Origin of the sequence: Pseudomonas sp. FP818 (genome assembly GCF_030687335.1) — a bacterium.
Lineage (GTDB): Bacteria > Pseudomonadota > Gammaproteobacteria > Pseudomonadales > Pseudomonadaceae > Aquipseudomonas > Aquipseudomonas shahriarae.
In genome coordinates this window covers 5,214,532-5,241,124 of the sequence record NZ_CP117427.1, presented here as the reverse complement: position 1 = coordinate 5,241,124, position 26,593 = coordinate 5,214,532, and the positions used below count along the sequence as shown (strand labels likewise).

Annotated in this window: 28 protein-coding genes and 1 pseudogene; 17 read left to right on the top strand and 12 right to left on the bottom strand. The window is 60.2% G+C overall.

Annotated elements, in window-relative coordinates; translation table 11 throughout:
- The first annotated feature begins 23 nt into the window (after window positions 1-23).
- The 8 genes from rpmJ (at window position 24) to bfr (ending at window position 5,434) form a co-directional block, all read left to right on the top strand.
- Window positions 24-140 carry a 50S ribosomal protein L36 gene (gene rpmJ, locus PSH80_RS23870; protein ID WP_002555468.1) on the top strand — a complete coding sequence of 39 codons (117 nt, stop codon included), beginning with the start codon at window positions 24-26 and terminating at the stop codon, window positions 138-140.
- 129 nt (window positions 141-269) lie between these two features.
- The gene (rpsM, locus tag PSH80_RS23865; RefSeq protein ID WP_024077676.1) at window positions 270-626 is read left to right on the top strand and encodes a 30S ribosomal protein S13; all 357 of its coding nucleotides are present in this window, start codon (window positions 270-272) and stop codon (window positions 624-626) included.
- A 30-nt stretch (window positions 627-656) separates the two neighbouring features.
- Window positions 657-1,046 (top strand): 30S ribosomal protein S11, encoded by a 390-nt coding sequence (rpsK, locus tag PSH80_RS23860; protein ID WP_002555466.1) that lies wholly within the window; start codon window positions 657-659, stop codon window positions 1,044-1,046.
- A gap of 18 nt (window positions 1,047-1,064) precedes the next feature.
- Window positions 1,065-1,685 (top strand): 30S ribosomal protein S4, encoded by a 621-nt coding sequence (rpsD, locus tag PSH80_RS23855; protein WP_003210056.1) that lies wholly within the window; start codon window positions 1,065-1,067, stop codon window positions 1,683-1,685.
- A 22-nt stretch (window positions 1,686-1,707) separates the two neighbouring features.
- Complete coding sequence (gene rpoA / locus PSH80_RS23850; RefSeq protein WP_003176403.1) at window positions 1,708-2,709, top strand: DNA-directed RNA polymerase subunit alpha; 1,002 nt, start codon at window positions 1,708-1,710, stop codon at window positions 2,707-2,709.
- 41 nt (window positions 2,710-2,750) lie between these two features.
- Window positions 2,751-3,137: a 50S ribosomal protein L17 gene (rplQ, locus tag PSH80_RS23845; protein WP_007918448.1), complete on the top strand. Its 387-nt coding sequence runs from the start codon at window positions 2,751-2,753 to the stop codon at window positions 3,135-3,137.
- A gap of 228 nt (window positions 3,138-3,365) precedes the next feature.
- Complete coding sequence (locus PSH80_RS23840; RefSeq protein WP_057438748.1) at window positions 3,366-4,814, top strand: catalase; 1,449 nt, start codon at window positions 3,366-3,368, stop codon at window positions 4,812-4,814.
- A gap of 155 nt (window positions 4,815-4,969) precedes the next feature.
- Window positions 4,970-5,434, top strand: a complete 465-nt coding sequence (gene bfr / locus PSH80_RS23835) for a bacterioferritin (protein WP_029299402.1) — start codon at window positions 4,970-4,972, stop codon at window positions 5,432-5,434.
- Between the two features lie 67 nt (window positions 5,435-5,501).
- Here bfr and uvrA read toward each other — a convergent pair whose 3' ends face one another.
- Window positions 5,502-8,336 carry an excinuclease ABC subunit UvrA gene (gene uvrA / locus PSH80_RS23830; protein ID WP_029299403.1) on the bottom strand — a complete coding sequence of 945 codons (2,835 nt, stop codon included), beginning with the start codon at window positions 8,334-8,336 and terminating at the stop codon, window positions 5,502-5,504.
- Window positions 8,337-8,516: 180 nt separating this feature from the next.
- Here uvrA and PSH80_RS23825 point away from each other — a divergent pair, with 180 nt between their 5' ends.
- The 3 genes from PSH80_RS23825 (at window position 8,517) to tam (ending at window position 11,363) form a co-directional block, all read left to right on the top strand.
- Window positions 8,517-9,911: an MFS transporter gene (locus PSH80_RS23825; RefSeq protein WP_057960763.1), complete on the top strand. Its 1,395-nt coding sequence runs from the start codon at window positions 8,517-8,519 to the stop codon at window positions 9,909-9,911.
- A gap of 9 nt (window positions 9,912-9,920) precedes the next feature.
- Window positions 9,921-10,436, top strand: a complete 516-nt coding sequence (locus PSH80_RS23820) for a single-stranded DNA-binding protein (RefSeq protein WP_017849542.1) — start codon at window positions 9,921-9,923, stop codon at window positions 10,434-10,436.
- 165 nt (window positions 10,437-10,601) lie between these two features.
- The gene (gene tam / locus PSH80_RS23815; RefSeq protein WP_289140285.1) at window positions 10,602-11,363 is read left to right on the top strand and encodes a trans-aconitate 2-methyltransferase; all 762 of its coding nucleotides are present in this window, start codon (window positions 10,602-10,604) and stop codon (window positions 11,361-11,363) included.
- Window positions 11,364-11,373: 10 nt separating this feature from the next.
- Here the strand turns inward: tam and PSH80_RS23810 are convergent, their stop codons facing one another.
- On the bottom strand, window positions 11,374-11,922 hold the full coding sequence (locus PSH80_RS23810) for a cysteine hydrolase family protein (RefSeq protein WP_057960761.1): 549 nt from the start codon (window positions 11,920-11,922) through the stop codon (window positions 11,374-11,376).
- A 96-nt stretch (window positions 11,923-12,018) separates the two neighbouring features.
- Between PSH80_RS23810 and PSH80_RS23805 the strand changes: the two genes are divergently transcribed.
- From PSH80_RS23805 to PSH80_RS23795, 3 genes are all read left to right on the top strand, one after another.
- Window positions 12,019-13,002, top strand: a complete 984-nt coding sequence (locus PSH80_RS23805; protein ID WP_057960760.1) for a GlxA family transcriptional regulator — start codon at window positions 12,019-12,021, stop codon at window positions 13,000-13,002.
- Between the two features lie 496 nt (window positions 13,003-13,498).
- Window positions 13,499-14,608, top strand: coding sequence for a DUF3182 family protein (locus PSH80_RS23800; RefSeq protein ID WP_198792004.1), 1,110 nt, complete (start codon window positions 13,499-13,501; stop codon window positions 14,606-14,608).
- Window positions 14,598-15,350, top strand: coding sequence for a S9 family peptidase (locus PSH80_RS23795; protein WP_057960758.1), 753 nt, complete (start codon window positions 14,598-14,600; stop codon window positions 15,348-15,350). Before PSH80_RS23800 ends, PSH80_RS23795 begins: the two co-directional genes overlap by 11 nt.
- A gap of 9 nt (window positions 15,351-15,359) precedes the next feature.
- On the opposite strand, the gene PSH80_RS23790 is transcribed toward PSH80_RS23795, so the two are convergent.
- The 3 genes from PSH80_RS23790 to PSH80_RS23780 are packed head-to-tail and all read right to left on the bottom strand — an operon-like array spanning window position 15,360 to window position 18,359.
- Window positions 15,360-16,328 (bottom strand): lysylphosphatidylglycerol synthase domain-containing protein, encoded by a 969-nt coding sequence (locus PSH80_RS23790; protein WP_057960757.1) that lies wholly within the window; start codon window positions 16,326-16,328, stop codon window positions 15,360-15,362.
- Complete coding sequence (clsB, locus tag PSH80_RS23785; protein WP_198817888.1) at window positions 16,306-17,583, bottom strand: cardiolipin synthase ClsB; 1,278 nt, start codon at window positions 17,581-17,583, stop codon at window positions 16,306-16,308. Before clsB ends, PSH80_RS23790 begins: the two co-directional genes overlap by 23 nt.
- Window positions 17,580-18,359 (bottom strand): endonuclease/exonuclease/phosphatase family protein, encoded by a 780-nt coding sequence (locus PSH80_RS23780; protein ID WP_128593462.1) that lies wholly within the window; start codon window positions 18,357-18,359, stop codon window positions 17,580-17,582. Before PSH80_RS23780 ends, clsB begins: the two co-directional genes overlap by 4 nt.
- Before the next feature lie 95 nt (window positions 18,360-18,454).
- Between PSH80_RS23780 and PSH80_RS23775 the strand changes: the two are divergent.
- Window positions 18,455-18,856: pseudogene (locus PSH80_RS23775) on the top strand (mechanosensitive ion channel protein); the annotation flags it as partial.
- Window positions 18,857-18,975: 119 nt separating this feature from the next.
- A complete protein-coding gene (locus PSH80_RS23770; protein ID WP_198817886.1) occupies window positions 18,976-19,860 on the top strand; it encodes a sugar nucleotide-binding protein in 885 nt (294 codons plus the stop codon).
- A gap of 167 nt (window positions 19,861-20,027) precedes the next feature.
- Here PSH80_RS23770 and PSH80_RS23765 read toward each other — a convergent pair whose 3' ends face one another.
- The 5 genes from PSH80_RS23765 to PSH80_RS23745 form a co-directional block, all read right to left on the bottom strand.
- Entirely contained in the window at window positions 20,028-20,726 is a 699-nt protein-coding gene (locus tag PSH80_RS23765) for an OmpW family protein (protein WP_057960754.1), read from the bottom strand.
- 144 nt (window positions 20,727-20,870) lie between these two features.
- Complete coding sequence (locus PSH80_RS23760) at window positions 20,871-21,389, bottom strand: DUF3299 domain-containing protein (RefSeq protein ID WP_057438962.1); 519 nt, start codon at window positions 21,387-21,389, stop codon at window positions 20,871-20,873.
- A gap of 11 nt (window positions 21,390-21,400) precedes the next feature.
- On the bottom strand, window positions 21,401-22,666 hold the full coding sequence (locus tag PSH80_RS23755; protein ID WP_057960753.1) for an ABC transporter permease: 1,266 nt from the start codon (window positions 22,664-22,666) through the stop codon (window positions 21,401-21,403).
- 1 nt (window position 22,667) lies between these two features.
- Window positions 22,668-23,378, bottom strand: a complete 711-nt coding sequence (locus PSH80_RS23750; RefSeq protein ID WP_057960752.1) for an ABC transporter ATP-binding protein — start codon at window positions 23,376-23,378, stop codon at window positions 22,668-22,670.
- A gap of 135 nt (window positions 23,379-23,513) precedes the next feature.
- Complete coding sequence (locus PSH80_RS23745) at window positions 23,514-24,119, bottom strand: DUF2796 domain-containing protein (RefSeq protein WP_057960751.1); 606 nt, start codon at window positions 24,117-24,119, stop codon at window positions 23,514-23,516.
- A 135-nt stretch (window positions 24,120-24,254) separates the two neighbouring features.
- On the opposite strand from PSH80_RS23745, the gene PSH80_RS23740 reads away from it, so the two are divergent.
- The gene (locus PSH80_RS23740) at window positions 24,255-24,605 is read left to right on the top strand and encodes a hypothetical protein (protein WP_115129107.1); all 351 of its coding nucleotides are present in this window, start codon (window positions 24,255-24,257) and stop codon (window positions 24,603-24,605) included.
- Here the strand turns inward: PSH80_RS23740 and trxA are convergent.
- A complete protein-coding gene (gene trxA, locus PSH80_RS23735; protein WP_186625001.1) occupies window positions 24,602-25,474 on the bottom strand; it encodes a thioredoxin in 873 nt (290 codons plus the stop codon). The genes PSH80_RS23740 and trxA overlap by 4 nt on opposite strands.
- Window positions 25,475-25,546: 72 nt before the next feature.
- A complete protein-coding gene (locus PSH80_RS23730) occupies window positions 25,547-26,548 on the bottom strand; it encodes an Abi family protein (protein ID WP_057960748.1) in 1,002 nt (333 codons plus the stop codon).
- Window positions 26,549-26,593: the final 45 nt, after the last annotated feature.

The window sequence follows — 26,593 nt, the reverse complement described above, 5'->3', positions numbered from 1 at the left end:
CCATAAGGTTCGAGGAGTTGGTGATGAAAGTTCGTGCATCGGTGAAAAAGCTGTGCCGTAACTGCAAGATTATTCGCCGCGAAGGTGTTGTTCGAGTAATTTGCAGCGCGGAACCGCGTCACAAACAGCGCCAAGGCTGAGTGTGATCCGCTTGAAGCCCGGCAGCTAGTGCGCTGCCGGGTTGATTATTTGTTATTACAGCGATATTATCTCGCGCCCTATTTCTTGGCTTCCGGGGCGTAGGTAGCTGTCAATTGGAGTCCCACTGAATGGCCCGTATTGCAGGCGTTAACATTCCAGATAACAAGCACACTGTTATCTCGCTGACCTACATCTATGGTGTTGGTCGCACTACTGCGCAGAAAATTTGCGCAGTTGCTGGGGTAAACCCAGCCGCTAAGATCAAGGATCTGAGCGACGAGCAGATTGAATTGCTGCGTGGCGAAGTGGCGAAGTTCACCACTGAAGGTGACCTGCGTCGCGAAATCAACATGAAAATCAAGCGTTTGATGGACCTCGGTTGCTATCGCGGTCTGCGTCATCGTCGTGGTCTTCCAGTGCGCGGTCAGCGTACCAAGACTAACGCGCGTACCCGTAAAGGTCCGCGTAAGCCGATCCGCAAGTAATCGCCCCAGCGAATCGACAGGAAAATTATCATGGCAAAACCTGCTGCTCGTCCTCGTAAAAAAGTTAAAAAGACAGTGGTTGATGGCATCGCCCACATCCATGCATCTTTTAACAACACCATCGTGACCATCACCGACCGTCAAGGTAACGCGCTTTCTTGGGCTACCTCCGGTGGTTCGGGTTTCCGCGGTTCCCGCAAGTCCACCCCGTTTGCTGCTCAAGTAGCTGCTGAACGTGCTGGTCAAGCTGCGCTGGAATATGGCCTGAAAAACCTCGACGTTAACGTCAAGGGTCCAGGTCCAGGTCGTGAGTCTGCTGTCCGTGCTTTGAACGGCTGTGGCTATAAGATCGCCAGCATCACCGACGTGACGCCAATCCCGCACAACGGGTGCCGTCCGCCGAAGAAGCGCCGCGTGTAATCCAGGAGATTGTAAAGAATGGCTCGTTACATTGGTCCAAAATGCAAACTCGCTCGTCGCGAAGGCACCGATCTCTTCCTGAAGAGCGGCGTGCGCGCGATCGAATCGAAGTGCAACATTGAAGCAGCACCTGGTATCCACGGCCAACGCCGCGGTCGCCAGTCCGATTACGGCACCCAACTGCGTGAAAAGCAGAAGGTCCGTCGTATCTACGGCGTTCTCGAGCGTCAGTTCAGCGGCTACTACAAAGAAGCTGCTGGCAAGAAAGGTGCAACCGGTGAAAACCTGCTGCAACTGCTCGAATGCCGTCTGGACAACGTTGTATACCGTATGGGCTTTGGTTCGACTCGTGCCGAATCCCGTCAGCTGGTATCGCACAAATCCGTCAGCGTAAACGGCCAAACCGTTAACGTTCCGTCCTACCAGGTTCGTGCTGGTGACGTGGTCGCGATTCGCGAGAAAGCAAAAAACCAACTTCGCATTGTCCAAGCTCTCGATCTGTGTGCCCAACGTGGCCGCGTAGAATGGGTAGAAGTAGACACTGAGAAGAAGTCGGGCGTTTTCAAGAACGTTCCTGCTCGCAGTGATCTGTCCGCCGACATCAACGAAAGCCTGATTGTCGAGCTCTACTCCAAGTAAGGGCTAGAAAATAGGTGCATCCATGCAGATTTCGGTAAATGAGTTCCTGACACCCCGCCACATTGATGTGCAGGTTGTCAGTCCAACCCGCGCCAAGATCACTCTCGAGCCTCTCGAGCGTGGTTTTGGCCACACCCTGGGCAACGCGCTGCGCCGCATCCTGTTGTCCTCAATGCCCGGCTGTGCAGTAGTCGAGGCCGAGATTGACGGTGTGCTCCACGAGTACAGCGCCATCGAAGGTGTACAGGAAGACGTAATTGAAATCCTGTTGAACCTTAAAGGTCTGGCTATCAAGCTGCACGGCCGTGACGAAGTTACGCTGACCTTGTCGAAGAAGGGTTCGGGGGTGGTTACCGCTGCCGATATTCAGCTGGATCATGATGTCGAGATCGTTAACCCCGATCACGTAATCGCTAACCTGGCGTCTAACGGCGCTTTGAACATGAAGCTCACCGTAGCTCGTGGTCGTGGTTATGAACCGGCCGACTCGCGTCAGAGCGATGAAGACGAAAGCCGCAGCATTGGTCGCTTGCAGCTTGACTCTTCGTTCAGCCCGGTTCGCCGTATCGCATACGTGGTGGAAAACGCCCGTGTCGAGCAGCGTACTAACCTGGACAAGCTGGTTATTGATCTGGAAACCAACGGTACTCTGGATCCTGAAGAGGCTATTCGCCGCGCTGCAACCATTCTGCAACAGCAGTTGGCTGCGTTCGTCGACCTCAAAGGTGACAGCGAACCAGTGGTAATCGAGCAGGAAGACGAGATCGATCCGATCCTGCTTCGCCCGGTTGACGATCTGGAACTGACTGTACGTTCGGCTAACTGCCTTAAGGCGGAAAACATTTACTACATCGGTGACCTGATTCAGCGTACCGAAGTAGAACTGTTGAAGACTCCGAACCTGGGCAAGAAATCCTTGACTGAAATCAAGGACGTTCTGGCCTCCCGCGGTCTGTCCCTCGGCATGCGCCTCGACAACTGGCCGCCTGCAAGTCTTAAGAAGGACGACAAGGCGACTGCCTGATCGTCGTAATCACCGAACGTGAGTTTGGTAAGGAATGAACCATGCGTCATCGTAAAAGTGGTCGTCACCTGAGCCGTACCAGCTCGCACCGCAAGGCCATGTTTCAAAACATGGCGGTGTCGCTGTTCGAGCACGAGCTGATTAAAACTACACTGCCGAAAGCCAAAGAACTGCGTCGCGTTGCTGAGCCGCTGATCACTTTGGCCAAGACAGACAGCCTGGCTAACCGCCGTCTGGCTTTCGACCGTACTCGTTCGAAAGCTATCGTTGGTAAGCTCTTCAACGACCTGGGCAAGCGTTATGCTACCCGTGAGGGTGGCTACCTGCGCATCCTCAAGTGCGGTTTCCGCACTGGCGACAACGCGCCTATGGCGTACGTCGAGTTGGTTGATCGTGCTACTGCTGGCGAAGCTGTATCCGCCGAGTAAGACGACAGTCTGCTACGAAAAACCGGGCCTAGTGCCCGGTTTTTTGTGGGCGATTGAAAAGCAACGTGATGTTCACTCATTGCCCTTTGGCTATGCGAGTCGATTGGGTGTTAGTAAAAATCTATTGAGTGGCATGATTTAATACATTTGAAGGTGTCATCTTCCTGGTCAATACTGCCTCCAAGCCGATTAGCCGGCAGTTCCAAGACTGACCTGAGGAGATTGAGCATGAGCCAGAATAAAACCCTTACAACCGCCAGCGGTGCTCCCGTTGCGGATAACCAGAATTCCCGTTCCGCCGGCCCGCGTGGCCCGCTGCTGCTCGACGACTTTCACCTGATCGAGAAGCTTGCCCACTTCAACCGTGAAAACATCCCAGAGCGCCGCGTACACGCCAAAGGCTCGGGAGCGTATGGGACCTTCACGGTTACCAAGGACATCACCCAATACACCAGTGCCAAACTGTTTGAAGCTGTCGGTAAGCAGACTCCGACCTTTCTGCGCTTCTCTACCGTAGGTGGTGAACGCGGCTCGGCAGACACCGAGCGCGACCCACGTGGCTTCGCGCTGAAGTTCTACACCGAAGAAGGCAACTGGGACATCGTTGGTAACAACACCCCGGTGTTCTTTATCCGTGACCCGCTGAAGTTCCCCGACTTTATCCACACTCAAAAGCGCCTGCCGCAAAGCAACCTGAAAAGTGCACAGATGATGTGGGACTTCTGGTCGCACTCGCCTGAGGCGCTGCACCAGGTCACCATCCTGTTTTCGGACCGTGGCATCCCTGACGGCTACCGTCATATGCATGGCTTTGGTAGCCACACCTACAGCTTGATCAACGCCAATGGCGAGCGTCATTGGGTGAAGTGGCACTACAAGACCAAGCAAGGCATCAAGAACCTGGCGCCTGCCGATGCAGCGCGTCTGGCTGGTACCGATCCGGATTACGCCCAGCGCGATCTGTTTGGGGCCATTGAGCGTGGTGACTTCCCTAAATGGCGTGTGTGCATCCAGATCATGACTGAGGCCCAGGCCAACGCTCACTACGAGAACCCCTTCGACGTAACCAAAACCTGGTCGCAGAAAGAGTTCCCGTTGATTGAAGTGGGTGAGCTGGAGTTGAACCGCAACCCGCAGAACTACTTCGCCGAAGTGGAGCAGGCCGCGTTCGGCCCAAGCAACATGGTGCCAGGCGTCGGTTTGTCGCCGGATCGCATGCTGCAGGGCCGTGTATTCGCTTACGCCGATGCGCACCGCTACCGTATCGGCACTAACCATCAGCACCTGCCAGTGAATGCTCCACGCAGTCCGGTCAACACCTATCAGCGTGACGGGTCCATGGCGTTCGGCACCAACGGAGGTGCGGCTCCCAACTACGAGCCAAACAGTTACGCCGATGCGCCAAAACAGGCACCGCAGTACGCAGAACCAGCCTTGGCGCTCAGTGGTGCGGCCGATCGTTACGACCACCGCGAAGACACTGATTACTACAGCCATGCCGGTGCGCTGTTCCGCCTGATGAACGCTGAGCAAAAAGCGCTGTTGATTAACAACATCGCCGGCGCGATGGCCGGGGTTTCCAGTGATGTGGTTCAGCGTCAACTGCAGCACTTCTTCAAAGCTGATCCAGCTTATGGAGAAGGAATCGCAACAGCGCTGGGTGTATCGCTTAACTGACTCTAAGTGATAAGCAGAACCGCCCTCATTTGGGCGGTTTTTGCGTTATTTCAGCTACTTTTCTCTGAAAATCTTCACTTTTCTGCCGTTCGTCTCGTGACCTGCAGGTCAGCATGGTTCAAACTAGGGCCTTTCAAGCAGGGAGATGTAGGGCGATGCAAGGTCACCCCGACGTAATCGATTACCTCAACACGTTGCTGACGGGCGAACTGGCAGCTCGTGACCAATATTTCATTCACTCGCGGATGTACGAAGACTGGGGCTTTACCGAGCTCTACGAGCGTATCAATCACGAAATGGAAGAAGAGGCACAGCACGCCGACGCGCTGATGCGCCGTATCCTGATGCTCGAAGGCACGCCGCGTATGCGTCCTGATGACCTGGATACCGGTACCACCGTGCCTGAGATGCTCGCCAGCGACTTGCGCCTGGAATACAAAGTCCGCGCTGCGCTGTGCAAAGGCATTGAGCTTTGCGAGAAGCACAACGACTACGTGACCCGGGAAATCCTGCGCGTACAGTTGAACGACACTGAAGAAGATCACACCTACTGGCTGGAAAAGCAGCTGGGTCTGATCAAGTTGATCGGTCTGGAAAACTACCTGCAATCGCAGTTCTGATTTCGCCGGCATAAAAAAGCCCCTGTCACCATAGCGGTGACAGGGGCTTTTTGTTGGGCCCGAAAACTCAGGCCCGGTCGCGCGCCAGCAACGGCTTCAGATAGTAGCCAGTGTGGGACTGCGGCATCTCGGAAACCTGCTCCGGCGTACCCACCGCAATAATCTGCCCACCCTTGGAGCCGCCTTCCGGCCCAAGGTCCACGAGCCAGTCGGCCGTCTTGATTACATCCAGGTTGTGCTCGATCACGACTACCGTGTTGCCGTGGTCGCGCAGGCGGTGCAGTACGTCGAGCAACTGCTGAATATCCGCAAAGTGCAAGCCGGTGGTCGGCTCATCGAGGATATACAAGGTCTTGCCGGTATCGCGCTTGGACAGCTCGCGAGACAGCTTCACCCGCTGCGCCTCACCACCGGACAGCGTAGTCGCCGACTGCCCTAGTTTGATATACGACAAGCCCACGTCCATCAGGGTCTGGAGTTTGCGTGCCAGGGCCGGCACTGCGTCAAAGAACACCCGCGCCTCCTCGATGGTCATCTCGAGGGTTTCATGGATGTTCTTGCCCTTGTACTTGATCTCCAGGGTTTCGCGGTTGTAACGCTTGCTCTTGCACACATCGCACGGCACGTAGATGTCCGGGAGGAAGTGCATCTCGACCTTGATCAGGCCATCGCCCTGGCACGCCTCGCAGCGCCCGCCCTTGACGTTGAAGGAGAAGCGCCCTGGCCCATAACCCCGCGAGCGGGACTCCGGCACACCGGCGAACAGTTCGCGAATCGGCGTGAACAGCCCGGTATAGGTTGCAGGGTTGGAGCGGGGCGTGCGACCGATCGGGCTCTGGTCGATATCCACCACTTTATCCAGCAGCTCCAGGCCCTTGATGCTGTCATGGGCGGCAGCTTCCAGGGTGGTGGCACCGTTCAGTGCCGTGGCACTGAGGGGGAACAGCGTGTTGTTGATCAGCGTCGACTTGCCAGAGCCGGATACACCGGTCACGCAGGTCAGCAGGCCCAGGGGGATTTCCAGGTCGACATTGCGCAGGTTGTTGCCGCGCGCGCCCTTGAGGTGCAGCGCCTGTTTTTTGTTGCGTGGCGTACGTTTGGCCGGCACTTCGATTTTTACCCGGCCAGACAGGTATTTCCCTGTCAATGAGTCCGGATGGGCCATGACTTCGGCTGGAGTGCCCTGGGCCACAATATGGCCGCCATGCACGCCGGCACCAGGGCCGATATCGACCACATAGTCCGCCAGGCGAATGGCATCCTCATCGTGTTCGACCACGATCACCGTGTTGCCGATGTCCCGCAGGTGCTTGAGCGTGCCCAGCAGACGATCGTTGTCACGCTGGTGCAGGCCGATGGACGGCTCGTCGAGAATATACAGCACGCCCACCAGGCCGGCGCCGATCTGGCTGGCCAGGCGTATACGCTGTGCCTCGCCGCCAGACAGGGTGTCGGCACTGCGATCCAGGGACAGGTAATCCAACCCCACATTGACCAGGAACTGCAGACGCTCGCGAATTTCCTTGAGGATCTTGTCGGCAATTTCGCCGCGTCGCCCGGTCAGCTTCAATACGCCGAAGTATTCGCAGGCATCGCCGATGGGCAGGTTGGTCACGGCCGGCAGGGTTTTCTCGCCGACCCAGACGTGGCGGGCCTCGCGACGCAAACGGGTGCCGCGGCAATCCGGGCAGGGCTGGGTGCTGAGGAACTTGGCCAGCTCCTCGCGCACACTGGCCGACTCGGTTTCCCGGTAGCGCCGTTCCAGGTTAGGCACGATGCCTTCGAACGGGTGGGAGCGCTTGACGATGTCGCCACGATCATTCAGGTACTTGAAGTCGACGTTCTGCGAGCCGCTGCCGTGCAGGATGACTTTTTGCTGCTCGGCCGGCAGCTCGTTGAAAGGCACTTCCAGACTGAATTTATAGTGGGCAGCCAACGACCCGAGCATCTGGAAGTAGTACACATTGCGCCGGTCCCAACCACGTATCGCGCCCTCCGCCAGCGTCAGGTCGCCATTGACCAGACGCTTGATATCGAAGAACTGCTTGACCCCCAGCCCATCACAGGTCGGACAGGCGCCAGCCGGGTTGTTGAAGGAGAACAGCTTGGGTTCCAGCTCACTGATGGCGTGGCCGCAGATCGGGCAGGCGAAGCGCGCGGAGAAGATGATTTCTTCGCCCGGCTCGTCGTCCATCGGCGCCACCAGGGCAATACCGTCTGCCAGCTTCAGCGCGGTCTCGAACGACTCCGCCAGGCGTTGCTGCAGATCGGCACGCACCTTGAAACGGTCGACCACCACATCAATGGTGTGCTTCTTCTGTTTATCCAGCTTCGGCGCTTCATCCAGCTCATACAGCTTGCCGTTGATCCGGGCGCGGACAAAGCCCTGGGCGCGCAACTCTTCGAAGACCGACAGGTGCTCGCCCTTGCGCTCACGAATCACCGGCGCCAGCAGCATCAGCTTGGCGCCTTCCGGCTGGGCCAGCACCAGGTCGACCATCTGGCTGACGGTCTGGGCTTCCAGCGGGATATCGTGATCCGGGCAGCGCGGAATACCGACGCGTGCATACAGCAAGCGCAGGTAATCGTAGATTTCGGTAATGGTGCCCACGGTGGAGCGCGGGTTGTGGGAGGTCGACTTCTGTTCGATGGAAATGGCTGGCGACAGGCCTTCGATGGTGTCGACATCAGGCTTTTCCATCATCGACAGGAACTGCCGGGCATAGGCCGACAGCGACTCCACATAACGACGCTGGCCTTCGGCATACAGCGTGTCGAACGCCAGCGATGATTTGCCGGACCCGGACAAGCCGGTGATGACAATCAGTTTGTCCCGGGGCAGGGTCAGGTCGATGTTCTTCAGGTTGTGGGTTCTAGCCCCACGAATCAGGATCTTGTCCAAGATGGCCTCGCACGGCGGGCGTATAAATAATGCAGGAGTATACGGTTAAAGACTGGATGAATATACACTGTCAGTTTGCCCATTTCAGCCTTACATGAAAGCTGCGCGGCAAAGCGCCGCATATACCCTCTCAAACGATGGGACTGGTAGAATCGCCGCCGGTTCACACGAGGTTTTTCCATGCACGATCCCCACAGCGAACGCATGAGTAGCGGCGAGACCCGAGCAGCAAGCGGTCTGGCCCTGGTGTTCGCCTTCCGTATGCTGGGCATGTTTATGGTGTTGCCGGTACTGGCGACCTATGGCATGGACCTCGCAGGCGCGACCCCGGCCCTGATCGGCCTGGCGATTGGCGCCTATGGCCTGACCCAGGCGATTTTCCAGATTCCGTTCGGGATCATTTCCGACCGCATTGGCCGCCGACCGGTGATCTACCTGGGGCTGATCATCTTTGCCCTGGGCAGTGTGCTGGCGGCCAATGCCGATTCGATCTGGGGCGTGATCGCCGGACGTATCCTGCAGGGCGCCGGGGCGATTTCTGCGGCGGTGATGGCGCTGTTGTCGGACCTGACCCGCGAACAACATCGCACCAAGGCCATGGCCATGATCGGCATGACCATCGGCCTTTCGTTTGCCGTGGCCATGGTGGTCGGTCCCTTGCTGACCCGCGCCTTTGGCTTGCACGGCCTGTTCCTGGCCACTGGCGGCATGGCCCTGTTGGGTATCGTGATCGTGGCCTTTATGGTGCCGCGCTCCACCGGGCCGCTGCAGCACCGTGAATCGGGCGTGGCGAAGCAGGCGCTGCTACCGACCCTCAAGCACCCGGATCTGCTGCGCCTGGATTTAGGTATCTTCGTATTGCACGCGATGTTGATGTGCAGCTTCGTCGCCTTGCCCCTGGCGCTGGTGGAAAAGGCCGGGTTGCCCAAGGAGGAGCACTGGTGGGTGTACCTGACCGCATTGCTGATTTCGTTCTTCGCCATGATCCCGTTCATCATCTATGGCGAGAAGAAACGCAAAATGAAACGAGTTTTGCTCGGCGCCGTCGCGACATTGATGCTCACTGAACTATTCTTCTGGCAGTTCGGCGACAGCCTACGGGCACTGGTAATCGGCACGGTGGTGTTTTTCACCGCGTTCAACCTGCTGGAGGCGTCACTGCCTTCGCTGATCAGTAAAGTGTCACCGGCAGGCGGCAAAGGCACGGCAATGGGGGTGTATTCCACCAGCCAGTTCCTCGGTTCGGCGCTGGGCGGCATCATGGGCGGCTGGATGTTCCAGCATGGCGGTTTGTCGGTTGTGTTCCTCGGATGCGCCGGGCTGGCTGCACTTTGGCTGGTCTTTGCTGTTACCATGCGCGAACCTCCCTACGTCACAAGTCTGCGTTTGCCGCTATCGCCCGAGGCGATCCGTGAAAGCGGTCTGGTAGAACGCCTGAAGGCCGTCGTAGGGGTAACAGATGCAGTCGTGGTCGCGGAAGAAGCGGCCATTTACATCAAATTGGACACCGAACTATTGGATCGCGCGACGCTCGAGCAACTGGTCAACCCAGTGCCGACAGCGCGCCCAGCCTAGGAGAACGTTATGGCCCGTGGGGTTAACAAAGTCATATTGGTCGGTACATGCGGCCAGGATCCCGAAGTTCGCTACTTGCCTAACGGTAACGCCGTGACCAACCTGAGTCTGGCGACCAGCGAACAGTGGACCGACAAGCAGACCGGCCAGAAGGTCGAGAAAACCGAATGGCACCGTGTGTCGATGTTCGGCAAGGTTGCAGAGATCGCCGGTGAATACCTGCGCAAGGGTTCGCAGGTCTACATCGAAGGCAAACTGCAGACCCGCGAGTGGGAAAAAGACGGCATCAAGCGTTACACCACAGAAATCGTGGTCGACATGCAAGGCACCATGCAACTGCTGGGCGGCCGTCCACAGGGCGACCAACAGGGCCAGGGCGGCATGTCCAACTCGGCACCGCGTCCACAGCAGTCCCGTCCGCAGCCAAGCCAGCAGCCACAGCGTGAGTCGCGTCCAGCGCCACAGCAGGCGGCACCACAGCCAGCCGCTGACTTCGACAGTTTTGATGATGATATTCCGTTCTAAGGCCACCTTGGCCCGGACTATCCCGTAACACCAGGAACCCCCGCTGGCATTTGCCTCGGGGGTTTCTTGTTTTTAGGTAGGGAAACTCCCCGGCTCTGGCATTTGTCCCTAGGCGTCACAAGATTTAGGCTGTAGCGCACTCCCTTAACCAAGAAGGAAGCCCCGATGACCTGGTCTGCCCGGCAGTATTCGATGTTTGAACAACAGCGCACCCGTCCCGTCCGGGATCTGGTCGCCGCCATTCCCGCAGGCGACGTACGAACTGCAGTCGACCTGGGGTGTGGCCCCGGCAACTCCACCGAGGTGTTGGCCGAGCGTTTCCCCCAGGCGACGATTACTGGCTTGGACAGCTCGCAGGACATGCTGGTCAGCGCCCGTGAGCGGCTGCCGGCACTCAACTTTGAATTGGCCGATATCGGCGCCTGGAAGCCTGCGCGACAGTTTGATGTGATCCTCGCCAACGCCTCGCTGCAGTGGGTACCGGACCACGCCACCCTCTATCCGCACCTGGTGGCGCAATTGACGCCGGGCGGGACGCTGGCGGTGCAAACCCCGGACAACCTCAACGAGCCCGCCCACCGCCTGGCCCGTGAAGTGGCAGCGCAAGGGCCGTGGGCGGACAAGATCGGTGCGGTCAAGCACAACGAGCGCCACGGGGCACGTGATTACTACGAGATGCTGAACAAGCATTGCAGCACCGTCGATGTATGGCACACCACCTATTACCATCCGCTCAGCGGCCATGAGGCGGTGGTGGAATGGTTCAAGGGCACGGGCCTGCGGCCATTTCTGGCGCCGCTGGATGAGGCCGAGCAAGGTGCTTTTCTCGACGTCTACCTGGCGCGTATCCGCGAGGCTTACCCGGCCCTGGCCGATGGCACGGTGTTGCTGCCATTTCCACGGCTGTTCGTCCTCGCGACACGCTGACAGTCAGCCTTCAGGCCTTCAGGAACTCGTCTGCCGACACCACGCTGGCGTAGGCAAAGGCCAGTGACGCCATGTAGGCATCATGCACCTGTGCCGCCGGAACGGTCTTGCCATTGAATTCCTGATCGCGGGTAGCACAGGCGTCGTGGATCACCGTCACGTTGTAGCCATAGTCCGCCGCTGCGCGAACCACGGCGTCGATGCACATGTGGCTCATGCTGCCGACGACCACCAGGTCGGTGATGCTGTGTCGTTCGAGTAATTCGCGCAGATTGGTTTGGCGAAAAGCATTTACAAAGTGCTTGAGCACCACCGGCTCGTCGTTTTCGTTCTGCACCTTGGCATGTATATGGGCGCCTTCAGAGCCCGGGGTGAAGAAGGGCGCATCTGCCGAGGTGAACTCATGGCGCACGTGGATCACTGCATCGCCGGCCTGACGAAATGCGTGGAGCACCTGTTGCGCCTTGTCGGCCGCCGCTTCCACACCGGCTAATGGCCACTTGCCTTGGGGGAAGTAGTCGTTCTGGATATCAATTAGGATAAGTGCTTGCTTGGCCATGTGTGTTTTCTCGTGAGGGGTTGATGCGCCCAGTATCGTAGCTGGCGCATGGCGCGGGGATTGGCTCTACCGACAATAACAGGGGGAAAACTGACAATGGCTGTGGAACGCGCGATCGTCGAGCTCGGCGTGCTGATCTACCGTGGCGCGCAGATGGCGGCAGTACACGGTTTGACCGACCTGTTCGGCGTCGCCAATCGTATCGCCGCCGAGCATCAGAGCCAGCAGCTACCCTTGCTGCGTGTCAGCCACTGGCAGGTTAATGCAGAGGGTACGCCGGTTCGGGCATTTGACAGCCAGCCGGGCCCCGATCAACCGTTGATGGCCGTGCTGGTGCCGCCGTCGATTGGCGAATTTTGCGAAGAACAGGCGCCGCCCGCGCTGTTGCACTGGCTGCGTCAGCAACATGCGGCCGGCACCGTGCTGGGAGGTGTGTGCATCGGTTCGATCATGCTGGCGCGCAGCGGCTTGCTCGATGGGCGTAGCGCCACTGCCCACTGGTCTTCGGCCAGCGCCTTCGCCAGTCGTTTTCCTGCGGTGCGCCTGGAGGCCGACAAGCCTATCGTCGATGATGGCGACCTGATTACCACTGCCGGGCTGATGGCCTGGTCCGAACTGGGCCTGCGCCTGGTCGACCGCCTCATGGGCCCGAGCATCGCCGCCGACACCGCGCGCTTTCTGGTGATTGAGCACAGTGACAGCGCCAGCCAGTGCGGCAGCAATTTTGCGCCGATCCTCGGCCATGGCGACGCAGCCATTCTCAAGGTCCAGCACGCGTTACAGGCCAGTGGCGCGGTGGATGTCTCCCTCGCGGCGATGGCCCAGGCCGCGGGCCTGGAAGAGCGCACCTTCCTGCGCCGGTTTCGCACTGCCACCGGCCTGAAACCCACCGAGTACTGTCAGCACCTGCGGGTGGGCAAGGCGCGACAGATGCTGGAGTTCACCACTACCACCATTGATCAGATTGCCTGGACCGTGGGCTATCAGGACCCCAGCGCCTTTCGCGGGATCTTCAAAAAAATCACCGGCCTTGCGCCCAGTGATTACCGCAACCGATTCGGCGTCAGGGCCCCGACCTGAATCCCGAACACGCCAACCCCCTATGTGCGAGCGGGCTTGCCCTAATGCCGATCAGTTAAGCGAACGCAATGCTCAAAGCAGTGAGGATCAAATGTGAGAGCGGGCTTGTCGGATCGCCGCATCGCCGCGAAGACGTCGGCCCAGCCAACATTGATGTTGACTGACCCACCGCTTTCGCGAGCAAGCCCGCTCCCACAGGGGATCTGCGTTTAACTGACTGGCATTAGGGCTAGCCCGCGATAGCGGTGGACCAGTCAGAGCGGTACTCACTGATAGACCGCTATCGCGGACAAGCCCATATTTTTAATCGCCCCAGCGCCCTGGATCGTGCAGAACGCCGGACCTTGCTCGGCCCGTCGTGCAGAATGATGCAGGCCAAATGCTACTGCTTGCCCCCTAACCACTTGATCCGCCAACCCTTTGCCCCGACTGCGCCTTGGCCTGATCCCTGCAACCCTTGCACTACACACCTGCAAGCCTTGCCCAAGGGGGACGCATGACCCCGACCAACCGCAAAAAAGCCGTAGTGGCGCACTCGGTCCGGCCCGATGCACCGTTGCACGAAGTGGAAACCAACCGCGCCCTGGCCCGTTGGCTGGCGCAGATCCTCGGGCTCGACTACGGCGCCAGTTACAGCGCCGACCTGCATGCCCCCGCCGATCTTTACCTGCTGCCAACCCAGACCCTGATAGGCGCGGCCCAGGCACTGAGCCTGGGCGTGAAGGGGCCGGAGGACTTGTGGGGCGGTTATGTGGACCACGATTTTATCTGCACCAAAGCCATCACCCATGGCCTGCACGCCCCTGATGCAGTGGCCCCCGAGGGTTGGTCGCCGCTGTTTGCCGAGCGGGTACGCGGGGTGGTCCTCGATGGCTTGAGCGTGTTTGCCATGGAGGATGCCCGCATCGCCGCCACACAGTTGCTGGACAGTGGGCCGATTCGCCTGAAGCCGGTGCATGCCTGTGCCGGTCGTGGTCAGGAGGTGATCGAAAGCCTCAAGCAATTGGAGCTGATCCTCGCCCGCCCGGACATGCCAGAGCTGTTCACTCAAGGCGTAGTACTGGAGCAGGATTTACAGGAGGTCGTCACCCACAGTGTCGGCCAGAGCTTTATTGGCGGTCGTGTATTCAGTTACTGCGGCGAGCAATACCTGACCCAAGACGGGCAGGGCGAAGCGGTCTATGGCGGCTCCAACCTGCTGGTGGTACCGGGGTATTACGACGCGTTGCTGGCCCTGGCGCTGGAGGATGACGTGCGCCTGGCCATCGAGCAGGCACAAGTGTTCGATAACGCCGCCGATGAAGCCTATCCTGGGTTTTATGCCTCGCGGCGCAATTACGATATCGCCCAGGGCCTGGACAGCCAAGGCACGCGCCGCAGCGGGGTGCTGGAGCAGTCCTGGCGCATGGGCGGTGCCAGTAGCGCCGAGGTCGCGGCGCTGCAGAGTTTTATCAATGATCCCGGCCTGCGCGCGATTCGTGTGTCGTCCGTCGAAACCTATATCGACCAGCCACTGCCCGCCCATGCGATCGAGATCTATCGCGGCCCGGCAGAGCACGGCGACTTTCTTCTCAAGTACGTAACGGTCCAACCTTATGACGGCTAGAAGCGAAACCATCACCATTGATATCGACGACGAACAGATGAGCGGGACCTTCCTCAGCCCCAAATCAAAAGTGCCGGGTGTGTTGTTTGTGCATGGCTGGGGCGGTAGCCAGGAACGGGACCTGGAACGGGCCAAAGGTATCGCCGGCCTGGGCTGCGTGTGCCTGACCTTTGATCTGCGCGGGCACGCGGGCAACGGCATCCCCTTGTCGCGGGTCACCCGCGAAGACAACCTGCGGGACTTGCTGGCGGCCTATGATCGATTGCTGGCGCACCCGGCCATCGACACCTCGGCGGTAGCGGTGGTGGGCACCAGTTATGGCGGCTACCTGGCGGCGATCCTCACGTCATTGCGCCCGGTGCGCTGGCTGGCGCTGCGGGTACCGGCGCTGTACCGCGACCAGGAATGGCACACGCCCAAGCGCGACCTGGATAAAGTCGACTTGATGGATTACCGCAGCACCCTGGTACACGCCCAGAGCAATCGCGCATTGCACGCCTGTGCGGCGTTTACCGGTGATGTGTTGATTGTCGAATCGGAAACCGATGACCACGTGCCCCACGCCACCATCATGAGCTACCGGGCTGCATGCCAGCAGACCCATTCGCTGACCCACCGGATCATCGACGGTGGCGATCACTCCTTGAGCGACCCGGTGTCCCAGCAGGCCTACACCTCGATCCTGGTGGACTGGATCACCGAGATGGTGGTGGGCGAGCGCTTGAGCATCATCCAATCCTGATGACGGGTTTCACGCGGGTGTTTTCTTCACCCGTAAGGCCTTGGCCTTCGCCTCCACCGTGAGGTACATCAGCAGCGCTACCAGCAGTGGCAAAATAAAATAGATCGCCCGGTAAGCAATCAATCCGGCGAGCAGGCTGCCCCGTGACGCTTCATGTTGCAGCAGCGCGATAAACACCGCTTCCAGCACGCCAAGGCCGGCCGGAATATGCGTCAGCACCCCGGCGATCGCGCTGATCAGCAACACCCCCAGCACCAGCGGGTAGTCCAGCTTCGCCGGCAGCAAGGTGAAAATCACGGCCGCCATCAGCGACCAGTTCAACGCGCCGAGCGCCAGTTGCAGGCACGCCATGCGCAGCGACGGCAGGTTGATCTCGATCCCGCGAATCGACCAGGCGCGCTTCTTCGAGAACTGACACGCAGCCAGATAGCCGAGGCTCGCAACGATCAGCAACACGCCAACTCCTTGCAGCGCGCCACTACTGAGCTTCCAGCCCGGCGGCATCGTCACCAGGCCGCTGCTGAACACCACGCCGGCCAGGGCCATATAGCCAAACCAATTGGTGGCCAGGCTCAAGCCGAGGATTTTTGCGATATTGCCGTTGCTCACCCCCAGCCGCGAATACAGCCGATAGCGCATGGCAATCCCGCCGACCCAGGCGCTGAGGTTGAGGTTGAACGCATAGCTGATGATGCCCACCGGCAGGATCTGCTTCCAGCGCAAGGGTTGGCGGATGTAGGTGCGGCCGATCAGGTCAAAGCACGCATACACCAGGAAACTGCACAAGGTCAGCCCGGCGGCGATCCACAAGGTGCGCAGCTTGAAGTCGCCGAGGGTGTCGAACACCTCGCTCCAGTCGATACGCCGGGCGAGCAGGGTGAAGAGCACGATCAGCAGCAGAAAGAACGCGATGGTCAGCGGTTTCTTCCAGCGCTTGAAACCGCGGGGGCTGGCATCAGCCGTGTGGGCTTGGCTCATGGTCCTGGCTCCGGTCATGGACAAAGGGTTTCAAGCGCGGTTTATGGGCAGGCAACCAGCCGGTCCAGGCCGGGAAATGCCGCAGCACATGGAACACCACAAACCCCACGGTCACCCGCCATAACCAGCCGCGTGGGGTACGGTTTTCCGGCATGGTCTTGCAGTGGTTGCGGCTCAAGTCTTCCAGGCGCTCGAACAACTGTTGATTGAACCCCCGGTCATGAATCAGCACGTTGGCTTCCAGGTTCAACGACAGGCTCAACGGGTCGAGGTTGCTCGAGCCCACGGTGCTCCAGGCTTCGTCCACCAGGGCTACCTTGCCGTGCAACGGGCGCTGGCAATATTCGTGGATCACCACGCCTTCCTTGAGCAGGTAGTCGTAGAGCATGCGAGCCGCCAGCTTGGCCAGCAGCACATCGGGCTGGCCCTGCATGATCAGTTGCACCCGCACCCCACGCCGCGCGGCATTGCGCAGTTCGCGCAGCAGACGATAGCCGGGAAAGAAATAGGCATTGGCGATCACCACGCGCTGGCGGGCGTGGCGCAGGGCGTGCAGGTAGGCTTCTTCGATATCGGAGCGGTGTTGCAGGTTGTCGCGGTAGATCAGGCGTACCAGGCCATCACCTTCCTCTGTAGCCCAGGCAGGCCGTTGCTGACGTCGCCAGCCACGCCGCGTACGCACCGGGCGCCCGCTTTGTGCCAGGGCAAAGTGATGCAAGTCGGCCACAGCCGGCCCGATCACCTGCACCGCATAATCCTGCTTGGCCTCGGGCCCGAAGTCCGCCAGGTGGTCGGCGGAAAAATTGATCCCGCCGATAAACCCCACCGTGGCATCTACCACCACGATCTTGCGATGCAAGCGGCGAAACCAGTTGGTGCGAAACCCCAGGGTCTTGGGCGCCGGGTCAAACATCTGCACCGTGACCCCGGCCTGTGCCAGCTCGCCGAGAAACCCCGGGCTCAGTTCGCCACAGCCAAAGCCATCAAGGCTGACCACCACCTTCACCCCACGCTGTGCGGCCTCGATCAGAATCCCGTGCAGTTCATGACCGACCTTGTCCTCGAACAGAATAAAGGTCTCCAGGAGGATTTCCTGGCGAGCCTGGCGCAGGGCCTCGAACACCTTGGGGAAGTACGCCTCACCGTTTTCCAGCAACTCCACCTGGTTGCCGGGCTGCCAGGCGTAGTCCAGATCCCTGGCCCTGGTGTCATCTGGTGGCTGATCGGTGGCGATGTGTTCCACGGCGCCGTTCATAATTCAATCTCCACCGACAGCGGCGCGTGATCCGACAGGTGCGACCAGGGGCGAGTTGTCAGCACTTGCGGCTGATGGACCTTGAGGTTGCGCACATAAATGCGGTCCAGTGCCAGCAGTGGCAGGCGCGCCGGAAACGTACGGGCCGGTTTGCCGTGGGCTTGCACGAACACTTCCTGCAGGCCGCTGTGGCTCAGGTCGGCCTGCTGGCGCCAGTCATTGAAGTCGCCGGCGACGATCAACGGTGCTTCGCCGGGGATCTCGGCGATCCGCTGCGCCAGCAGTTTCAACTGCTGTTGGCGGTGAACCTCGCGCAGCCCCAGGTGCACGCAAATGGCATGCACCTCCCGGCCGGTGCCGGGCAGGCGCAACACACAATGCAACAGCCCGCGGCTTTCGTGACCGCTCTGGGAGATGTCGAGGTTGTCATAGCGAATGATCTGGAATTTCGACAGCAATGCATTGCCGTGGTCGCCATGGGGGTACACCGCGTTGCGCCCGTAGGCGAACTGCGGCCAGATACTGTCGGCGAGAAACTCGTACTGCGGCATGCTCGGCCAGTTGCTGTAGCGGCGCGGGTGGTGCTCATGGGTGCCATGCACCTCCTGCAGGAACACCACATCGGCAGCCACGCCGCGCACCGCCTCGCGCAATTCCGGCAGGATGAAGCGTCGATTGAGGGCAGTGAAGCCCTTGTGAGTATTGACCGTCAGCACCTTGAAGCGGGTGATGGCAGCGCTGGGCGTGACAGGCACCCATTCTGGAATCACAGCCATGGTGGCTCCCGTGGGTTGGCGGGGCAGTGGCCTCCGTTCGTTAATGGCTGACTGTGGTGTTCGAAGGAAAGTTTCGACGGTCCTACAAACGGCACATCCATGGCCTGACCATCCGCACCCTGCACCTGCGCGACGGCAAGGGCTTTTTGCATTCGGTGCAGTTCACCTATGACCCCGACGGGGACGGGGCCGTGGCGTTGATCCGCGAAGCCGGGCAGTCGATTCGCGACGATGTGTTCCTCAAGTACAACCTGCAAGGCCCGCTGGAAGTGTTTGGGGTCGATAAGATGGACCTCAATGGCGTGGTCCTGACGGCGCAGTTCCGTGCGGTGTCTGGTGGGCAGTACGCGGTCAGTCGCGCTTTCAACCAGCGTCTGAAAAAGCTTGTGGATAACTGCCCCGCAGTACACTTCGCGCAAACTTATCCACAGCCGGTGCTTTTGCCGCAGCGTGTGGCGCAGATTGAGGAGGAGGGCGCGCTGCCCAAAGCCACTTAGTAAGTGACGGTTGCGCTACAAACCCGCAAAATGCAACGATTCTGGCAAACACCTACGGCATGGCGTCACCGCCTGTCGATACTAGCCATCGTTCCAAACAGACCGGGCCTGCTCAATCTATGCGAATGCGCCTTATGTTACTGGGCGGCGGGAATGCTCTCGGGCAATCGCTGATTCGCCTCGGTGCGGAGGAAGATATCGGTTTCCTCGCCCCGCGCCCGCCCCAAGACGGCTGGGATGCCGCCAGCCTTACCCAGTTGCTCGACGACACCCGTCCCGATGCCTTGATCAACCTCGCCTATTATTTCGACTGGTTCCAGGCCGAGAGCGTGAACGAGGTTCGCCTGGCCGGGCAGGAATCCGCCGTCGAGCGCCTGGCGGAATTGTGCCAGCACCACAGCATCACGCTGCTGCAACCTTCCAGCTACCGGGTGTTTGATGGCTCGCGCGCCACCGCCTACAGCGAAAAAGACGAGCCGGTGCCCCTGGGCCTGCGTGGCCAGGCGCTATGGCGCATTGAACAGAGTGTGCGCGCTACCTGCCCGCAGCATGTGCTGCTGCGTTTTGGCTGGTTGCTCGATGACAGCGTCGACGGCACGCTGGGACGTTTTCTGGCGCGTGCCGAGAAAACCGAGGAATTGTTGCTGGCCGACGATCGACGGGGCAACCCGACACCGGTGGACGATGCGGCGCGGGTGATTATCTCGGTGCTCAAGCAACTCGATTGTGCGGCACCGTTGTGGGGCACCTACCACTATGCGGGGCAAGAGGCGACCACGCCTGTGGCCCTTGGCCAGGCGATCCTCAGCGAAGCGCGTAACTTCCATGCGCTGGCGGTCGAAGCGCCGACGGCCCAAGCCCATGCCGCGCGGCCGGATGCCGCCGACGAGCCGCAACATGCGGTGCTGGCCTGCAAGAAGATCCTGCATACATTCGGCATCAAGCCACGGGCGTGGCGTGCGGGACTGCCGGCGTTGCTCGATCGCTTCTACCGGCATCACTAGCTGACTGAACACAAAAATATGTGGGAGCCCGGCTTGTGTAGGAGCTGGCTTGCCTGCGATGCAGACACCTCGGTCTATCAAAGACACTGAGGTGATGCTATCGCAGGCAAGCCAGCTCCCATACAAGCCTGCTCCCACATTGTTGTGTGGCGTTTGTTACGTCGGGTTTAGAACTTGTAGCCGATACCGACCATGTAGACCATCGGATCCACGTCCACATTGACCTTGGCACGAGTGCCCGCCGCCAGGGCGTTGTTGTCGACGGTGGCCTTGGTGCTGATGTCGATGTAACGCACCTGACCGTTGATCATCCACTTGTCGTTGATCATGTAGTCCATGCCGACCTGTGCGGCCCAGCCCCAGGAGTTCTCGGCCTTGAAGTTGCTGAAACCTTCGCCCTGGGCGCGGCTGCCGACGTGTTCGTCATAGATCCAGGTGTAGTTGATACCGGCACCGATGTAAGGCTGGAACGGCGACTTGCTGTCCAGCGGGTAGTACACCACGCTCAGGGTTGGCGGCAGGTGCTTGAGGGTGCCGAGCTTGCCGTTGGCGGCGCCGAGGGCGGTGTTCTTGATCTTCACATCATGCTCGAACGGGGTGGCGGCCAGCAGCTCGATACCGACGTGGTTGGTCAGCATGTAGGCGAAGTTCAGACCCAACTGCGTGTCGCTGCTCATGGTCGCCTTGCCACCCAGGTTGGTGCCGGCCAATGGGCCCTGGTCAACCTTGACGCTGCCGCTGTCGGCCTTTGGGTTAACGGTGATAGCACCGGCGCGAACGAGGATGTCGCCAGCCTCGTGGGCGTGGGCGATAGGGGCGGCGAGTGCAAGCGCGAAGAGGGAAGCGCTGAGCAGTGACTTGTGCATGAGTGGCTCCAAAGGACGTTTTTAGTTGGCTGTGTCCAATGGTAAAGATCGTTGCGGCCGGGCCTTTGACTCAGCTCAATGAAACGGCGATCAGCCAAATACACCGCGCCCACATTGCAATAGCGGTGCTATTGAGGGCGGGGTTTAGTTCGGCAACTCGTAGATGTAGATCTTCTCGGCGTCCATCTGATAGCCAGCATCCGCCAGTTCGCTGGTAGACGGCTTGACCTGCATCTGGCCTTCGATCCAGTACGGCTGGTACAACTCCTCCAGCTTCACGCCGATCTCACTGCGCACATGCACGATCTGGTTCGACGGCGGGGGCGGCACGTGGATGCAGGCGCCGAAGTACGGCACCAGCAGAAACTCAGTGGTGCGGCCTTCCTCGCTGACCTCCAGCGGCACGATGTAGCCCGGCAGGCGGATATGCTGGCCGTTGAGGGTGGCCACCACTGGCGCGTTGGGTAAATCCTGTTTGGCCGCTGGCGCAGCTTCCGCCGCCAGGGCGTCGGCCATGTTCGACAGGTTGTGCAGCGGTGTCATGTTCGGCACTTCCACCGGAGCATCCGGCGGAATCATTTCTTGCCATGACAAGTCTCGGGGCGCCTCGGCCCAGGCGGGCAGGGCCACCATCAGTAACAGCGCAAGCAGGGCACGGCGCATCAAAGCCTTCCTTATAAACGGATCGACAGACCATCGGCCAACGATTGGCGATAGGCGCGCCAGGCCGGCACGCTGCCCATCAGCAGGGCGGCGACCAGAATACCGGCGAGCAGCGTCCATTCATACGGGCTGGGCAGCGCGAGCGGCAGATCCAGGCCGTAATTGGCCTGCAAATAGCCACGGGACGCGGCGATGCACACATACAGCAGGCCAACCCCCGCGACCACCCCGGCCAGCGCCAGGGCGAAGGCCTCGAAAATCAGCAGGCTCGCAATGTGCCACGGCCGTGCGCCCACCGAGCGCAGGATCGCCATTTCCCGACGGCGCTCGTTGAGGCTGGTGAGGATCGCGGTGAGCATGCCGATCAATCCGGTCAGCACCACAAACAGCGAGATCACGAACAGCGCCTTTTCTGCGGTGCCCATCATGCTCCACAACTCTTGCAAGGCCACGCCGGGGAGGATCGCCAGCATCGGCTCGCCGCGAAATTCGTTGATCTGCCGTTGCAGGGCAAAGGTCGAGATCTTGTTATTCAAACCCAGCATAAACGCGGTAATGGCTTGCGGCGTGAGGTCCATATTGCGCGCCTGGTCGGCACTGATCCGGCCTTTGCCCTGGGCGGGCACGCCGTTGTGCCAGTCGATATGGATCGCTTCCATGCCGCCCAGGCTAATGTGCAGCGTGCGGTCCACCGGGGTGCCGGTGCGTTGCAGGATACCGACCACGGTGAAGGGTTTGTCATCGTGCTTGACCAGGCTGACCACTGCCACGCCGTGGGCCAGTACCAGCTTGTCGCCGAGCTTGTAATGCAGGGCGTCGGCCACTTCGGCGCCGAGCACCACTTCAAACGGGTCGGTATCAAACGCGCGGCCACTGGCCAGTTGCAGGTTTTGTTTGCGGCCGTACTGGTAGTGTTCGAAGTAGGCTTGGGTGGTGCCCATCACCCGGTAACCGCGATGGGAGTCGCCCAGGGACATGGGGATCGCCCATTTCACCTGCGGGCTGGCGGCAAAGTGCTCGAAGCTGTCCCAGCGGATGTTGTTAGTCGCGTTGCCAATGCGAAACACCGAATACAGCAGCAGGTTGACCGAGCCGGAGCGGGCGCCGACGATCAGGTCGGTGCCGCTGATGGTGCTGGCAAAGCTGGCGCGGGCCTCGGTACGCACACGCTCTACCGCCAACAGCAGGCACACCGACAGGGCGATGGCGAATGCCGTCAGGATCGCGGTAAAGCGGCGGTTTGCCAGGCTGGCCATGGCTAGACGGAACAAATACATCTCAAACCTCGAGCGGCGTGGCGGCGCGATTAAGCTCGGCCAACGACAGGTTGCGGTCAAACAGCGAAGCCAGGCTCTGGTCATGGCTGACGAACAACAGGCTGGCGCCCGCTTCGCGGCATTCGGCGAACAACAATTGAAGGAAGGCTTCCCGGGCGTCGTGGTCCAGGGCCGAGGTCGGTTCGTCGGCGATCACCAGTTCCGGCTGGCCGATCAATGCCCGGGCGGCGGCCACCCGTTGTTGCTGGCCGATCGACAGCGCATCGGCGCGTCGCCCAAGCAAATCAGGGTCCTTGAGGCCCAGGTGTGCGAGCAAGGTAGCGGCGGCCTGGTCGACACTGCCGTGGCGCTGGATCGCCCGCTGTGCGCGTAGCTTGGAGAAATGGCAGGGCAGTTCGACGTTCTCGCGGACTGAGAGAAACGGCAGCAGGTTGAACTGCTGGAAGATATAGCCGGTGTGGTCGACCCGAAACCGATCGCGGGCGCCGGCCGACAGTTTGGTCAACTCCTGGCCCAGCAGGCGAATGCTGCCGCGACTGGGAATCTGCACTCCACCCAGCAGGCCGAGCAAGGTGGTTTTGCCACTGCCGCTGGGGCCTTTCAGAAACAGGGTTTCCCCTGGCTCCAGGCGAAATGCCGGGATGTCCAGCAACTGGGGGTGACCGGGCCAGTTAAAGCCCAGGTCGGACAGTTCGATCAGTGCTTGGGTCATGGGAACTCAGTATCACCTGCAGAGCGCGGTCAACCGTGGGAGCTGGCTTGCCTGCGATGGCATCGGCGCGGTGTCACTGATCCACCGCGTCGTCTGCACCGCAGGCAAGCCCGCTCCTACATCAACCGTGTGGAGTCAGAATTTCAGGGTCGCGGCCTGAGGCGTCGCTTCAACACCCTGCTGGCCGCTCGGGCCGATCAGTTGTACCTGAATTTTCTGGGTGGCGGGGAAGGTCTTGAAGATGTTCGCCAGGTCGAGGTTTTTCAGCGCCGCGGGGCTGGCGCAGGTGAACTGGTAGTGGGCGTGGATTTCGCTGTGATCATGGTCATGGTCATGGTCATGGGCGGCCGCGCCTTTGCCATCAGTGGCGTGGTCATGATCATCGTCTGGCTTGTCGCCAAACAGCGGGCTTTCCAGCTCCTGGCTACTGACCACGCAACCGGCGGCCTTGGGCAGGCTGAACAGCACCAGCGGTTGTTCCAACTGCTTGCGGGCGGCGGCGAGCTTGGCTTTGTCGGCGTCGGTGGTGGCCAGGTGCTCGAAGCCCACCAGATTCATCGCCGGGCTTTCCAGCTCCAGTTCCAGCGCCTTGCCGTCCAGCACCGCGTTCAGGCGGCCAACACCGTGCTCGTGGGCGTCCAGGCTGCCATGTTCATGGTCATGATCGTGGTTATGTTCGTCAGCGGCCTGGGCGGCCAGTGGCAACAGGGCAAACGGCAAAGCGAGCAACAGGCGGCGCATAGCGAGACTCCAGGGCGTGAATGAAGATTTTGTTATGTGATCTTATAACAAAAGAGTCGAGAGTTTGACCGCCTGCTTGGCGTTGCGCAAGGCACATGGGAGCATGCTCGTCAGAAAAGTGCTGGAGGACGAGCAATGATGCGAATTCGTGGAACCATCGGCGAGCTGCCTGTGGATTTGACCCTGGAACTGGACGACAGCGATTGGGCGCGGCTGGGCATGCACCTGCAGACGGCCACGCCGGTGACGGGCGAAGTACCGGCTGCCCCGGCGCCGGTCAACCAGGACGAGAGCCTGTGGCAGGCCGCCCAGGACCTGCTGCGTGAGGCCGGGCAACTCAGCGGGTTGGAGTTGTCGGATCGCCTCGAAGGGCTGGCCGGCAGCGCCCCGGCGGGCAAGCGCCTGTTGGTGCGCCTGCGCCATAGCGCCAAGGTGAAGGTGTCCAGCGGCGGGGATACGCCGCAGTACAGTTGGATCGCTGATTAGTACAGCGCGGCGAACAACTTGCGGCGATACACCGTGACCAGCGGGTGGTCGTTGCCCAGCAACTCGAACACTTGCAGCAGCGTCTTGTGCGGCAGGCCTTCGTAGTAGCTGCGGTTGCGGATAAACAACTTGAGCAAGCCTTCCAGCGCCGCGTCGTATTGCTGGCGAGCCAATTGCTGCACGGCCAGTTGGTACGCCGCTTCATCGTCCTGTGGGTTTTGCGCCAGGCGGGCCTTGAGGTCAGCGGTATCCGGCAGGTCGGCAGCCTGGCGCAGGAACGTGATCTGCGCCTTGGCGCCGGCGAGGGCGGCCTTGTGAGCATCGCTCTTGACCGCATCCAGCACGGCCTGCGCCTCGCCCAGTTCACCGCGTTCGGCCAGGCAGCGGGCGTAGAGGATCAGCGCGGCGGCGTTGGTGTTGTCTTCACCGAGCAAGGCCACCAGCACCGCCTCGGCCTCACTGATGCGGCCTTCGGCAAACAGCGCCTGGGCCTGTTCCAGCGGGTCCGCCTCAGCCGGTGGCGGCATCTGCACATGGGGCTCCAGCAGCGCGCGAATCTCAGACTCCGGCTTCGCCCCGGCAAACCCATCCACCGGCTGGCCGTCCTTGAACAGCACCACGGTCGGCAGGCTGCGAATGCCAAAGCGCGCGACAACATCCTGCTCGGCTTCGCAATCGACCTTGGCCAGCAGCAACTCGCCCTGATAACTCTCGGCAATCTGCGCCAGCAGCGGCATCAACGCCTTGCACGGCGCACACCACTCGGCCCAGAAATCCACCAGCACGGGTTTGTGGAACGAATTTTCGATGACAGCCTGGTCGAAGGTGGCGGTGGTGACATCGAAAATGTACGGCGTGGGCTCACTCATGGAGGTTCTCAATGACGCGTGGGATGGGGCAACTATAAAGACTGGCGGGCTCTATCGGAAGCAGCGCAAGGATCAAGCACGAGATACGTGCCAAAAAGGGTCCTGATACCAGTCACGAGGGAACCCCATCGCTTTTAGGTTGAGGTGGGGGAAGTCGCTGATCAGGTGATAAAGGTGCTGGTCCCAGTGAGTGTGGGGGCTTATCTGATGCATCAAATGGTTAAGCATGCAAAGTGTCGAAAAAATGCGGGTATGGGGCCCTGGCTGGAGCAGATGGTTTGGCCACGGGAAGTTGGCTTTCCTGGGTAATTCAGGACGAATACCCAGTTGCCGATTCCACATTCTTGAGTGATGGGCGCACATGTTTCGCACAGTGGTCAAGGTGTGAAGCCAGGACTGCAGCAGTGGCGCGGGGAGCCCCAGTCGCCTGGCAACGGCTTTTTTATCCGCGTCCTTGGCCAGGCCCTTGTAGAGATGGGAGAGGTCGCCCAGCGTCAACTCTTCCAGCATGGCCCAACCCGGCATGAGAGAGGGGTGGTCATAGGTATTTGGATAGTGGCGCGCGTAGCTTTCTTTGGCTCTTTGACGCTTGAGATGGTCTTTTCGATTGTCGTCTGTGTGTAGTCGGTCGACGCGCAAACATTCGCGTTCATAGTCACGGGTCGCCACAGACTGTCTGGTGTGTAGCGTTGCAAGCAGGCGCTGGTGGTCAAATGTCGGGTGAAAAGCCTGGCTGTCGATGTACCAATGGCTGCCGTAGGTGGGGCCCATGTGATTACTGATGACTGCACGGGAGGCGATCTCGACCCGCTCAATGGCATCCATGGTCAATAGGCGCAGGCGACGGTCAAAATCGTAGAGTCGTGCCAACTGGTGAAAATGGGTGCCGGCATGGAAGTGGTGGTCGATATCTTCCGACTGTTGGAAAGGCCGCATATAGGGGCTTAATCGAAAGAAACTGACCGATTGCAGGAAGCGCCGGGCGCCTGTTTCATCTTCAATGATCAAGCCGCGAGACTTGAGCAGCTCCAACTGGGCCGGGACATCAAGGGCTGGTTTGTCGAACGCCCTCATGCTGGAAAACCAGCAGGCATAAAAAACCCGCACAATTTGTGCTTG